12 protein-coding genes are annotated in these 12486 nt (G+C 71.7%); 1 reads left to right on the top strand and 11 read right to left on the bottom strand.

Features of this window, described 5'->3' with window-relative positions; genetic code table 11:
- Nucleotides 1-556 (bottom strand): alcohol dehydrogenase catalytic domain-containing protein (locus VK501_RS20695; protein WP_324340754.1); only part of this gene is annotated, 556 nt, incomplete at its 3' end.
- 351 nt (nucleotides 557-907) lie between these two features.
- Between VK501_RS20695 and VK501_RS20690 the strand changes: the two genes are divergently transcribed.
- Nucleotides 908-1078 (top strand): hypothetical protein, encoded by a 171-nt coding sequence (locus VK501_RS20690; protein WP_324340752.1) that lies wholly within the window; start codon nucleotides 908-910, stop codon nucleotides 1076-1078.
- A gap of 43 nt (nucleotides 1079-1121) precedes the next feature.
- Here the strand turns inward: VK501_RS20690 and accC are convergent, their stop codons facing one another.
- The 10 genes from accC to VK501_RS20640 form a co-directional block, all read right to left on the bottom strand.
- On the bottom strand, nucleotides 1122-2459 hold the full coding sequence (gene accC, locus VK501_RS20685) for an acetyl-CoA carboxylase biotin carboxylase subunit (protein WP_324340750.1): 1338 nt from the start codon (nucleotides 2457-2459) through the stop codon (nucleotides 1122-1124).
- A gap of 19 nt (nucleotides 2460-2478) precedes the next feature.
- Nucleotides 2479-2721 carry an acetyl-CoA carboxylase gene (locus tag VK501_RS20680; RefSeq protein WP_324340748.1) on the bottom strand — a complete coding sequence of 81 codons (243 nt, stop codon included), beginning with the start codon at nucleotides 2719-2721 and terminating at the stop codon, nucleotides 2479-2481.
- Between the two features lie 30 nt (nucleotides 2722-2751).
- Nucleotides 2752-3768, bottom strand: a complete 1017-nt coding sequence (locus tag VK501_RS20675; RefSeq protein ID WP_324340746.1) for a biotin-dependent carboxyltransferase family protein — start codon at nucleotides 3766-3768, stop codon at nucleotides 2752-2754.
- The gene (locus VK501_RS20670) at nucleotides 3765-4739 is read right to left on the bottom strand and encodes a carboxyltransferase domain-containing protein (protein WP_324340744.1); all 975 of its coding nucleotides are present in this window, start codon (nucleotides 4737-4739) and stop codon (nucleotides 3765-3767) included. The genes VK501_RS20675 and VK501_RS20670 overlap by 4 nt, the downstream gene beginning before the upstream one ends.
- A complete protein-coding gene (locus VK501_RS20665) occupies nucleotides 4736-5584 on the bottom strand; it encodes a 5-oxoprolinase subunit PxpA (protein WP_324340742.1) in 849 nt (282 codons plus the stop codon). Before VK501_RS20665 ends, VK501_RS20670 begins: the two co-directional genes overlap by 4 nt.
- Before the next feature lie 2 nt (nucleotides 5585-5586).
- Nucleotides 5587-7239 (bottom strand): purine-cytosine permease family protein, encoded by a 1653-nt coding sequence (locus VK501_RS20660; protein ID WP_324340740.1) that lies wholly within the window; start codon nucleotides 7237-7239, stop codon nucleotides 5587-5589.
- A gap of 98 nt (nucleotides 7240-7337) precedes the next feature.
- Nucleotides 7338-9503 carry a GAF domain-containing protein gene (locus VK501_RS20655; protein WP_324340739.1) on the bottom strand — a complete coding sequence of 722 codons (2166 nt, stop codon included), beginning with the start codon at nucleotides 9501-9503 and terminating at the stop codon, nucleotides 7338-7340.
- A 28-nt stretch (nucleotides 9504-9531) separates the two neighbouring features.
- Nucleotides 9532-10344, bottom strand: a complete 813-nt coding sequence (locus VK501_RS20650) for an ABC transporter permease (RefSeq protein ID WP_324340738.1) — start codon at nucleotides 10342-10344, stop codon at nucleotides 9532-9534.
- Nucleotides 10345-10346: 2 nt separating this feature from the next.
- Nucleotides 10347-11291, bottom strand: coding sequence for an ABC transporter ATP-binding protein (locus tag VK501_RS20645; protein WP_324340736.1), 945 nt, complete (start codon nucleotides 11289-11291; stop codon nucleotides 10347-10349).
- Between the two features lie 4 nt (nucleotides 11292-11295).
- Entirely contained in the window at nucleotides 11296-12477 is a 1182-nt protein-coding gene (locus VK501_RS20640) for a hypothetical protein (RefSeq protein WP_324340734.1), read from the bottom strand.
- Nucleotides 12478-12486: the final 9 nt, after the last annotated feature.

The following is a 12486-nucleotide window of genomic DNA, read 5'->3' as shown; positions in this document are numbered from 1 at the left end:
GGTACCCGGTGGGGAAGATGTCTGCCAACATCGCCAGGTCGAGGATCTTCTCCATCGCCTGGTCCTTGTCGGGGAACACCAGCAGGTTCCAGTCGGCGTACGGCACCATCGCGTAATCCGCCTGGCCGCCCGGCCAGCCGCCCATGTCGACGTAGCCGTACGCCGCGCCCGGACGCTCGGGGTTGGTGTTCAGGCAGATGCCGGTCCGCCGCTCCTTGCAGTTGCGGCAGCGCCCGCAGGCGATGTTGAACGGCACCGAGACGAGGTCCCCTTCCTCGAGGAACTCGACGTCGCGGCCCTTCTCGATGATCTCGCCCGTGATCTCGTGCCCGAGGATCAGTCCCTCGGGGGCGGTGGTGCGCCCGCGCACCATGTGCTGGTCGCTGCCGCAGATGTTCGTCGAGACGATCCGCAGGATCACCCCGTGGTGGCACTCGCGGCCCACGTTGTCGGGGTGAACGCCCGGCCCGTCCTGCAGCTCGAAGGTCGGGAAGGGCGTGTCCTGGACTTCGACCTTGCCGGGTCCCATGTAGGCGACGCCTCTGTTGTCGGCCATGCTGACCACTCCGATCGTGCGGTGATGTCGCCCGCGGCGCCCTGCAGCGGCGATGGCGCTGCTGCGGCGGCCTCGCCCGGGCAGACGGCGAGGCCGTGGGCGTGAGCGGTCCGAGGACCGCCCTGGCAGGGTGCGGCGGCCGTCCTCCGAGTGCGCCAGACCCGGCGCCGCGCTTCGCGGCTGAGGGGTCCTGCGCACATGCCGACCACCATTTCTCCCGTCCTCTCGCTGACCCGAATGTACGCCGGGCGGCACCCACCGTCGAGCCCGGAGGGCTGGACACAGTGCCAGTCGGACACTGACCCGATGGCGGGCGCGGGCGGTGGGCGAGCGGTGTTGACTTTCGAGGCCATGTTGCCCGACGTTCAGCCGCTGCGAGACGAGCTCAAGGAGCTGGTGCACTCGTGGGAGTACGCCTACGCGATGGGTCACGGATGCACGGTCGGAGACCATCCGGAGTTCCAGGCGACCCGTCAGCGCGCGGCTGACCTGCGCGCCCGCATCGCCGAGCTCACGGGGTAGGAGCGCCGGCCCGGGCTGACGCCGCTCGGCTCGGCCACGGCGATCACGCCAGGGCGAGCTCGGCGACCGAGTCGGTGTGGTATTCGCCGGCCAGGAAGCTGGGCTCGCCGAGCACGCGCAGGTGGAACGGGATCGTCGTCTTGATCCCGTCGATCCGGAACTCGCTGAGCGCGCGCCGGCCGCGGGCGATGGCCTCGTCGCGGTCGCGTCCCCACACGATGAGCTTCGCGATCAGCGAGTCGTAGAACGGCGGCACGTGGTAGCCGGCGTAGATGGCCGTGTCGATCCGGACGCCCGGACCGCCCGGCAGCTCCAGTGCCGTGATCTCCCCGGGTGAGGGGAGGAAGCCGGCGGCGGGGTCCTCGGCGTTGAGCCGGAACTCGATCGCCCACCCGCGCGGCGCGACGTCGTCCTGCAGCACGTCGAACGGCTCGCCGGCAGCGATCCGCAGCTGCTCCTTGACGAGGTCGATGCCGGTGACCATCTCGGTGACCGGGTGCTCCACCTGGATGCGGGTGTTCATCTCGATGAAGTGGAAGTCGCCGGAGGCGTCGACGATGAACTCCACGGTGCCCGCGCTTGCGTAGTCGACCGCCGCGGCCAGCCGCGCGCCGGCCGAGCACATCGCCGCACGCGTCTGCGGGTCGAGGTTCGGCGCGGGGCTCTCCTCGAGCAGCTTCTGGCGGCGACGCTGCAGCGAGCACTCGCGCTCGTAGAGGTGGATGGCGCCGCCCTGCCCGTCGCCGAGCACCTGCACCTCCACATGGCGCGGGTTGACGACGAGCTTCTCGAGATACAGCGAGTCGTCGCCGAACGCGGCCTCCGCCTCGCGCGCGGCGGCCACGACGCAACTGCGCAGCTCCTCGGGATCGTCGGCGACGCGGATCCCGCGCCCGCCGCCCCCGGCCACCGCCTTGACCATCACCGGATAGCCGACGTCCTCGGCGGTCCGCAGCGCCTCCTTCAACGTCAACGTGCCCGCCGTGCCGGGCACGACGGGGACGCCGGCGGAGCGCGCCAGCTCCCGGGCGACCGCCTTGTCGCCCATCTGGTCGATCGCCGCGGGGCTCGGCCCCACCCAGATCAGCCCGGCCTCCTCGCACGCACGCGCGAACGCCGCGTTCTCGGCCAGGAAGCCGTAGCCGGGGTGGACGGCCTCGGCGCCGGTGCGGCGGGCCGCGTCGATCAGCGCGCCGATGTTGAGGTAGCTGTCGCGGGCGGCGGGCTTGCCGACGCACACCGCCTCGTCTGCGACGCGCACGTGCCGCGCCGTCGCGTCGGCCGTCGAGTAGACCGCCACGGTGTCGAGCCCGAGCTCCCGGCAGGCGCGGATGATGCGCAGGGCCACCTCGGCCCGGTTGGCGACGAGGATCTTCTGCATCGCAGTCGCCCCCTTCCTCTTAGTCGGTCAGGACGACGACGTCCTGGCCCGCCTCGACCGTGTCCTCGCTGTCGACGAGGAAGCGCTCGACCACGCCGCTGTCCTCGGCGCGCACCTCGTGGAAGCTCTTCATGATCTCCACGAGACCGACGACCTTCCCGGGCTCCACGGCCTCGCCCTCGGCCACGAACGGATCCGACGTGGGGTTCGGGCGGCGCCAGAACGTGCCCGGCAGCGGCGACTTGATTGTCTTCTCGGCCATCGGCCCTCCGATCCGGGACGTGCGCTACCGCTACGCGTCCTCCAAGCTGTTTTCACTCAGGAGCGCGTCGAGCTGCGCATCGAGCTCGACGGCCTCTTCCGCGCTCACCTCCCGGAAGCGCACGCGGTCTCCGATCGGGCGCAGCTGGCCGAGCTTCCACAGCCCGGCCTGCACGATCGTCGCCGCGACGATGAAGCCGCCCGCCGTCGGGCCGTCCGGTCCGAGGATGACCGGCATGTCGCCGTTGATGTTGACCCCGCCCACCGGGTACGGGTTGTCGAGGATGTTGGAGGGGTGGCCCCCCGCCACGCCGCCACTGGACCGGGCGAACTCGAAGCGCTGCGACGCGAGCCGCACGCCGGTGCGGTCGGAGTTGCGGTCGACCGCCCACGCGCGCGTGAAGAACGTCTCCATGTCGCCGTCCGTGAGGAAGTCGGGCGCGGCCTGCGGACCACGCATGGCCTCGATCTCCCACTCGCGCGCGTAGTCGGGGCGCACGTCCGGCCTCCAGCGTCGCGGGCTCGGGCCGCCGCCATCCGGCCCGAGTGCCAGGCGATCGCCCTTCGCGAGCGGGCGCCCCTCGTAGCCGCCGAGCGCCCCCATCGTGTAGGTGGCGCGCGAGCCGAACACCGGCGGGACGTCGATGCCGCCGCCGACGGCGACATACAGGCGGAAGCCCGGTCCGGTGGAGATCGCGATCCGCAGCTCGGAGCCGGCGGGCATGCGACGGCTCTGCCATGTGGGGAGCGGCTCGCCGTCGACGGTGACCTCCGCATCGGCGCCGCAGACGGCGACGACGCTGTCGCGATGCACCACCCGCATCGCGAAGTTGCCGAGCGTCACCTCGATCCCCGCCGCGTTCTGCGCGTTGCCCGCCAGGATGTTGGCGGCGCGCATGGCGAGGGAGTCCATGGCGCCCGACGGGAAGAAGCCCTGCCCCAACATGCCGGTCCGTCCGGGGTGCTCCTGCACGGTCGCCTGGAGGCCCGGCTCGACGATCTCGATCCCCGGCTGCTGTCCTCTGGTGGCCCTCGCCGCCTCCGTCATGGGAGGGGCGTCCTCGCGGCCGCCTCGTCGCGCGAGCGGCGCCACTGCTCGGCCTCGTCGCGGTGGCGCTCGAGCGATTCGCGATACGCGCCGACGTCCAGCGGCTGGTCGTCGAACTCGTACACGTAGCGATCTGCTCGCACGTCGTCGAACAGCGCCAACAGCTCCTGCTCCTCGACGCGGTGGAAGCGCACGCGGTCGCCAGGGCGAAGCAGCAGCGGGTTGTCGCGGAAGGCGGCGTTGCGGCCCTGCAGGTCGTAGACCGGCAGGCTGCGGCCGTAGAGCTGATACCCGCCGGCGGATTCCACCGGGTAGATCGCCTGGCACGGGCCGCCGAGGGCGACCGCGCCCTCCGGCGTCCAGGTACGGGTGGGGTTGTACTTCGGCACGATCGGCACGTAGCGGGGGTCGAGCGGAAACATGAACGGCAGGCCCGGGAAGAAGCCGATGAAGCCGGTCCAGTGCTCGGTCGCCAGCACCGCGTCGAAGAACGCCTCGCGATCCGCAAAGCCGTTGTAGCGGACGATGTAGTCGATGTTGTTGTTGCCGTCGCAGTTGGGGGCGTCGGCGCGAATCGTGTGGACGTAGCGCTCCACGGCCGCGCGCGTCTGCGAGTCGTCGAAGGCGATCGGGAGCCGGATCAGGCGGCTCGGGATCTCGATGTCGCGCTCCTCCGGCAGCGCCGCCTGGACCCTCGCGATGTCGTCGACGAGGTCGTGCGCCGACGTCTCCCGCGGGTCATAGGTCGCGAGCATCGACCGGAACCCCGGCGCCGTCTCGACCAGCCCGTCGACCGGGTGGTCGCGCAGCGCCGTGTCGAAGGCGAGCACGAAGAAGTTCAAGGTCAGGTCGAACTCCATCTCGCCGAACTCCACGAGCACCGCGCGGTCACCGGCGTGCCGGTAGGTGACCGCGGGATGGCCACGTTCGGCCTCGTGGCGCTCGATGATCGCCGTCGCCCCGATGCTCATGGCCGCCCCGCGTCGGTGGAGAGCCCGTGCTCGAGCACGCGCTGCAGTGGAGCGACCTCGACGCCCTCCTGCTCGAGGCGCCGGCGCACGATGCTCGCCACTTCGGTGGCGTTCGGCGCGTCGCCGTGCAGGCAGATCGTCGGCGCCCGCACCTCCACCCGGCCGCCGTCCTGGGTGTCGATGACGTGCTCTTGGACGAGCCGGACGGCGCGCGCGGCGACCCGGTCGGGGTCCCACGCGCGCTTGACGGGCTCGAGCACCAGCGTGCCGTCGGGCCCGTAGTCGAGGTCGGGGAACGCCTCGGTGACGAGCCGCACCCCGTGAGCCTCGACCGCGGCGGCGACCTCCGTGCTGAGCAGGAGCAGCAGCAGGTCGCGGTCCACCTCGGCGGTCGCCTCGGCGACGGCCGCGGCAAGCTCGGGGTCCGCCGAGCACATCGCGTAGAGGGCGCCGTGCGGCTTGACGTGCCCCAGGCGCCCACCCTCGGCCTCGACGAAGGCCTTGAGCGCGCCGATCTGGTAGACGGCGTAGTCGCGCAGGTCGGCGGCGGCGACCGCCATGTGACGGCGGCCGAAGCCCAGCAGGTCCGGAAGGCCCACGTGCGCGCCGATCTGCACGTCGTGCTGCACGGCGGCGTGCACGGTGGCGCGCATCGTCGCCGGGTCGCCGGCGTGGAAGCCGCAGGCGATGCTGGCTGACGTGACGTACGGCATCAGCCCCTCGTCGTCGCCGAGCTTCCAGCGGCCGAAGCTCTCGCCCATGTCGACGTTGATGTCGAGCATCGTGACGGGCCCCGTCGCGCCTTCTCGCGACGGCGTCGGGCTTGCGTTCTTCTCACCCGCCATCGTCAGTCCCGCCACCCGGTACCGTGCCCGGCCGGCATGCGCGGCGGCACCGGTCGCCGCAGCTCATGCGACTCGCGCCGCGCCGCCGCGTAGAACTGCGGGCCGGTGGCACAGGCCGCGCAGATCGCGCGATGGTCGCCGGCCGGATCGCGGTCCATCTCGCGCGCCAGGTAGAACCTGTCGCAGCTGTGGCAGCGGATCCGGGTCTCCCACGGGTCCTCGACCTCGGTCATGGGGTCGTGCGGGCGCGCCATCGAGAACCAGGAGGGCCGCGCCGCCTTCGCCGCGGCGGTGTAGACGCCGAAGGCGATGACGAAGACCAGCGGCAGACCCCAGGTCTCCCAGAACTGGCTGGTGGTCGTGTCGCTGACCTTGAGGATCACGCCTGTGGCGGTGGCCAGGACCCACGCGGCGATGCCGCCCGGGTTGAACGCCGGGATGCGCCCGGGCCGGAACTCCAGGCCCTCGAGCCTCAGGCGATGGCCGCGCAGGTAGTTGACGTGCGCCAGCGCGACGCCGACCCACGCGACGATCGCGATCCCCTGGTAGCTCAGCGCGTCGAGCACCCAGCTGAAGACGTTGGTGAGCATCAGCAGGTAGCCGGCGGCGACGGTGAACACCACCCAGAAGGTCCGCCGCAGCCTGATGTTGAAGATGCGCGAGAAGAAGCTCTCGAAGTTCGTCGACGCCAGATAGAGGTTCACCGTGTTGATGCGCGTCTGGGTGATCGCGATGAGCGCCAGCCCGAGCACACCCGTCAGGTTCACGATCGACACCGGCAGCGCGCTCTCCCGCCCGGCCAGCTCCTCGAGGCTGATGCCGAAGGTCGACACGAGCAGGATGCCCACCAGCCCGTTGACCAGGAAGGTGATCAGGTAGTACAGCCACCCGAACGTGACCAGGGTGTGGTAGGCGTCGTCGGTCTTCCGCCCCAGCCGGGCGAAGTCCATGGTGAACATCATCAGGATCCAGACGCCCATGTAGGCGGTGAACGCCTGCAGCCAGGGGAGGGTCGTCCCGGGCGGGGCCTTCGCGTCCGGCAGGAAGCCGTGGTAGCCCTTGCTCGACAGCGCCCAGATGACCACCCCCACCAGCGCCACGGTGTAGAACGGCAACAGGAAGCCGTTCAGGCGATCCAGCCAGGTCCGCACCCCGCGCCAGACGAGTGGGGCGGTGCCCAGGATCACGACCGCGTACCACAGCTTGATCGGGCCGCCGATCAGCGTCTGCGCCGCGACCGCCACGACGGAGCCCTCGAACACGAGGTAGTACATCGCGGTGGCGGCGAAGATGAGGGTCGCGATCGCCGCCCCGACGAACCCGAACATGCTGCGCGAGAAGAGCGCCACGGTGAGCCCGCTCGTCGATGCGACGCGCAGGATCACGGCGTTGACGAGCGTGTAGGTGACGACGGTGAGGACGATGCCGACGATCGCGTTCAGCGTCCCGTAGGCGAGGGCGACGAACGCCGCGAAGTACATGTAGAAGAACGCGGTCGCGACGGCGTACCAGGCCATCGTGAGCCGGAAGCGATCCATCCGCCAGGTTCGCGGGACCACGTGGAGCGAGTAGTCCTCCGTCGCGGCCTCCTTGACCACGCGTGGGTCGTCGTCGAAGCTGGTCTCCAGGGGCGGCGGGGCAGCGGTGGCGGCCATGTCTCTTCTCCTTCGCGGCGCCACCTGGGGCCACTCACTCAGGCACCGCGCCTTGACCTGTCGACCTCGACCTGCCCGCTCGATCCGGGCTCTAACCGCTAGCCCGGGAGGGGGATGTCTGCGGCGACGAGCGTGCCGCCGTCGGCCGGGCTCTCGACCCGGAGCTGTCCGTCGAGGACCGCGAGCCGGTCGGTCAGTCCGATGAGGCCACTGCCGCCGCCGCGCTTGGCGCCTCCGATGCCGTCGTCGTGGACGTGGATGGCGAGCGTGCCGTGCTCGATGCGAACCATCACCTCGGCGTGTGCGGCGCGAGAGTGTTTGGCCACGTTGGTGAGCGCCTCGGCGACGACGAAGTACGCGGTGGCCTCGACCGCGGCGGGCAGCCGGCCCACGGGCACGTCGATCTCGATCGGCACAGGCATCCGCGAAGCCAGCGCGTCCACGCCCGCGCGCAGGCCGCCCCGGGTGAGGACCGTCGGCAGGAGGCCGTGCGCGAGCTCGCGCAGCTCGGCCGTCGCCTGCTCGGCGTTGTCCAGCGCCTCGGTCAGCAGGGCGGGGACGTCCTGCTCCCCGTTCTGCACGGCGCGGTGTGCGAGCTTGAGCGTGACGACCGTGTGGACCAGCCGCTGCTGCGCGCCGTCGTGCAGATCGCGAACCACCCGACGGCGCTCCTCGTCGGCCGCCGCCACGACCCGTGCCCGCGACGCCGCCACCTCCATGCGCGCTTCAGCATTGGCGATCGCCGTCGCGACGAGCTCCGTGAACGAGGCGAGGCGCGCCTCGGTGTCCGGCGGCAGGGGTTGCTCCTGGCTGGAGCCGGCGGTTATCAGCCCCCAGAGGCGGCCCTCGACGAGGATCGGCGTCCCGACCGCCGAGCGGATGCCCGCCTCGCGGATGCCCTCAGCGAGCGGGCCGCTGGCATCGGCATAGTTGTCCAGCCGGGCCGGCCCGCCCGTCTCCAACACGAGCGTGGCGAGGTTCTTCTGCCCGCCAAGGGGCCACCGGCTGCCAACGGGAAAAAGCTCCCTTGCGCTCGCGACGAACGTGAACGTGTCGTCGGACTCGTAGCGGCCCACGTTCGCCAACTCGACCGAAAGCAGGAGTCCGACCTCGTTCGCGACCGCCGCGAACACGTCCTCCGGCGGCGCTCCGCGCGCGACCAGCGTCGCCACACGCCGCAGCGCGGCCTGCTCGTCCGCCAGCCGGGCGAGCTGATCGCGGCTCTCGATGCCCGAGATCGCCGTCGCGACGAGCTCGGTGAACTCGGCGAGCCGATCCTCCATGTGCTCGGGGAGCGGGGCACGACTGGTGGCGGCCGCCATCCAGCCCCAGATGTCGCCGTCGACGATGATCGGGGCGCCGGCGGAACCCCGGAGCCGGGATTGGCGGCTGGCCCCGGCGATCGTGCCGGGGAGCTCGCTGTAGTCGTCGATCCTCGCAGGGCGACCGGTCTTCAGCATCTGGACCGCGAGCCCCGGTCCGTCGAGCGGCCAGCGGGTCCCAGCCTGCCACGGATGCGGATCCTCGCTCCAGACTCCGATCACCGTGGCTGTCGTCTTCCCCGGGTCAAAGCGCCACACCAGCACCAGCGGCAGGCCGACGACGTGCCCGACCTCCCTGGCGATCGCGGCGAAGACGTCGGCCGACGCCGCCCCACCGGCGACCAGCGTGGCGATCCGCCGCAGCGAGTCCTCGCGTGCTCCCAGCACCGCATCGCGCCCGGGCAGCATCTGCTCGGCGCGCAAGCGGTCCTCGATGTCGGCGAAGGCCACGACGGCCCCGCGGCCCTCCGGCATCGTGATCGGCACCGAAATGTAGGAGACGGGAAGCTTCGAGCCGTCGCGCCGGAAGAACCAGTCCAAGTCTCGCGCGACCGTCTGGCCGGTGGTTCGCGGGAGCTTCATCGGGCACTCCGCGGCCTGATAGGGCGTCCCGTCCGGGTGCTGGTAGTGGATCGTCTCGTGGCGGTGGCGCCCGAGCAGCTCGTCCGCGCGGTCGTAGCCGAGCGCCGTGATCGCGGCGGGGTTGGCGAACCGGATCACGTCGTCGGGATCCACGACCCAGGCCGGCTGCGCGGCCGTCTCGCTCATGGCGGCGAGCAAATCCTCGGCACTGACCCTCAGGCCAGCCAGATCGGTCAGGGAATGGGGTGGCACGCGAAGCCTCTGGCCATCGAGTCTACGTTTGGTCCGCCCGGCGAAGTCAAGAGGAAGCGCCGAGCATCCGCGGATCTCCGTTCGTCGCCCCGCTTGGGAGGGGGACATGTGCCGAGCTCTATCGAGGGTCGGCCGGTCAGCCGCCGGCGACGTCGCGCCGTAGGAAGACCAGGTAGGAGGCGCCGAGGCACGGCAGCGCGTACAGGGCGCAGACCCAGATCGCGCGGAGGATCGGCGCGTAGTCGGCCGGGGTGCGGAGGAGGCCCTGCCAGGCGTTGAACTGCGTGGGCAGGAGGTAGGGCTGCAGGCTGCCGAGGCCGGGGATGATGACGATGAGCTGCAGGAGCAGGCTGACCATCAGCGCGCCGACGACCGCGGCCGCGGAGTTCCGGGTGACGGTCGAGAGCAGCAGCGCGATCGACGCCACGGCGAAGAGGGGGAGGAGGTAGACGAGCAGGCTCGCGCCGATCAGCAGGAGGGCGCGGCTGCCGCTGACCGTGGTGCCCGAGAGCGTGACGAGCGGGTGGAATCCGGACTTGGCCACGCCGCCGACCACGGCCGTCAGGCCCATCGCGAGCAGAGCGAGCGCCGCGTAGGTCAACGCTGCGAGAGCCTTGGCGGCGAAGATCCGGCCGCGGCCGACCGAGCGCGTGAGGATCGTCTTCAGCGTGCCGTTGTGGTCCTCGGCGGCGACGATGTCGCCCGCTACGAGCGCCGTGATGAGCGGAAACAGCCAGTAGGAGCCGAAGATGAGGATGACCGGCGGGATCGCCAGCCCCGATTGACGGACGTAGCGGCCGAAGAGCACGTCCTCGGGCTGGCCTGACTGCAGCGCGAGTGCTACGACGAAGATGATCGGCACGATGATCGCGGCGCCGAGCCCGAGGTACGTGCGCTTCTGCGCAGCGAGCTTGCGCAGCTCCCAGCGGTAGACGGTGCGCAGCGCCACCATCAGGCGGTGTCGGTCGCGGAGGCGGGCACCGTGTCCGGCTCTCCCTCGGTGAGGCGGAAGAAGAGGTCCTCGAGCGTGGCGGCGTGCGGCGCGAGCGCGCGGATGGCCAGGCCGGCCTCCACGAGGGCGACCGACAGCTCGGCGGCCGCCTCCTCGGTGGCCTCGAAGCGGAGCTCGAGGGGATCACGGCGGACGCCGTCGATGCCGCGCCGCGCGTGGAGCACCGTCAGCGCGCGGTCGTCGTCGGTCGTGCGCAGGCGCCATTCGCCGCCGGCGGTCCGCTTGAGGTCGGCCAGCGCGCCCTCGAAGACGACGCGCCCGGTGCGCACGATGGCCACCCGGTTGCAGAGCTCCTCCACCTCGGCCAGCAGGTGGCTGGAGAGCAGCACGGTCGTGCCGGCCAGCGAGAGGCGCGCCACGAGCGTCCGCATGTCGCGCATGCCGGCCGGATCCAAGCCCGTGGCGGGCTCGTCGAGCACCAGCAGCTTGGGGTCGCGCAGCAGCGCGGCGGCGACGCCGAGTCGCTGGCGCATGCCGTGTGAGTAGCCGCCGACGCGGTGGCGCTGGCGGTCGGTGAGCTCGACGATCTCCAGCGCCTCGTCGATGCGTGCCGCGGCGCCGCCGCCGTCCAGCGCGGCGAGCATCTCGAGGTTCTTGCGGCCCGTCATGTACGGGTAGAAGCCCGGGGCCTCGACGAACCCGGCGACGCCGTCGAGTGCGGCGGCGCCGTGCTCCAGCGGGTTGGCGCCGAAGAGCCGGACCTCGCCGGCCGTCGGCGTGATGAGCCCGAGCAGCATCCGCAGGACGGTGGTCTTGCCGGCGCCGTTGGGCCCGAGGTAGCCGTAGACGTCGCCGGCCTCGACGGTCAGGTCGACGTGGTCGACGGCGGTGACGTCGCCGTAGCGCTTGACCACGCCACGGGCCTCGACGGGCGGCGCCGCCATGCGCCTACAGCGCCCGCGCCGCCGCCTCGGCGGCCGCTGGGGGAACCGACCCGATGATCGTGTACTGCACGCCGCCGCGCGAGAAGCGCACGACGGTGCCCAGCGCGGTGGCGAGCTCCTGGCCGTCGGTCCCGTTGATCGAGACCTTGGGCAGCTGGAGCCCGTGATCGCCGCCCTTGGCCGGCGCGCCGGCGCTCTTGGAGTCGGCGGGCTGCTCGAGGACCGCGATGCCGCCGAGCCCGGCGCCGTAGGTCACCAGCGCGCCCTTGCTGTCGCCCTGGCTGATCGCCCGGACGCTCTTGCGCGGGAGTCCGACCAGGCTATCAGGAGCGCTGAGCGTGAAGGGTACCTGCGCGGCGACCGACTTGGGGTCGTTGCCCGTGGGGGCGCCTGACCCGTCGTGACCGGTGTCGCCTCGGCTTCCGAGGTCGATGTTGGTGATCTTGGTGCCGGAGGGGATCGGCGCGCTGAGGTCGGCGTCGGCGACCTTGCCGAACGAGATGTTCGTCGCCTCGATCTGCAGGACCGGCGTCGGGTCGCCGGCGGCGTAGACGGCGGCGCGCAACGGGGTGCCGTTGGCGGCGTCCCAGGCCAGCTCGCCGGCACCGATCAGGCCGCCGTCGTGCTTGGGCGAGATGCGCACGGTGTAGGCCTCGCGCCCGGCCACGTTGGACGGGCGGGCGCCCGACACGTCGGCGTCGCCGCCCAGTTGCTTGAGCAGGTCGTCGATGCGCGCCAGCGTGGGGGGCGTGTCGGCGTGGCCGTTGGAGGGGCCGGCGTCGGCGGGCAGGGCGATCTTGTAGGCCTGGTTCTGCGTGGCGTCGATGACCGTGACGGTCTTGCCGTCGCTGGTGATCTGCGCGTCGCCGCCGGCGGACTGCAGCTCGAGCCGGAGCCGCCCGTCGCCGGCGGCCCAGAGCCGGCCCGTGGCGCCGGACAGCAGCGGGCTGGAGCCGCCGATGCTCGATTTGTCGATGAGCCGGTTGGTGAAGGTGATCCGGGCGGTGATGCCGTCGACTGCTGGGGCGGTGACGGCGTCGTGGAGCGCGACGTCCAGCGGCTTGGCCGGCGGCGTCGGGCCGGAGCCGCTCAGCGCGGCCATGGCGATGGCGGTGGCGCCGCTGAGCGCGACGATCACGACCGCGATGAGGGCGAGCAGGCGGGAGGTGGGAAGGCGTCGGAGCATGGCGAATCA

It is taken from the genome of Baekduia sp. (genome assembly GCF_035318805.1).
Classification (GTDB): domain Bacteria; phylum Actinomycetota; class Thermoleophilia; order Solirubrobacterales; family Solirubrobacteraceae; genus Baekduia.
Note: the sequence above shows the minus strand (reverse complement) of the source record. Positions and strands in the feature narration are given on the sequence as shown.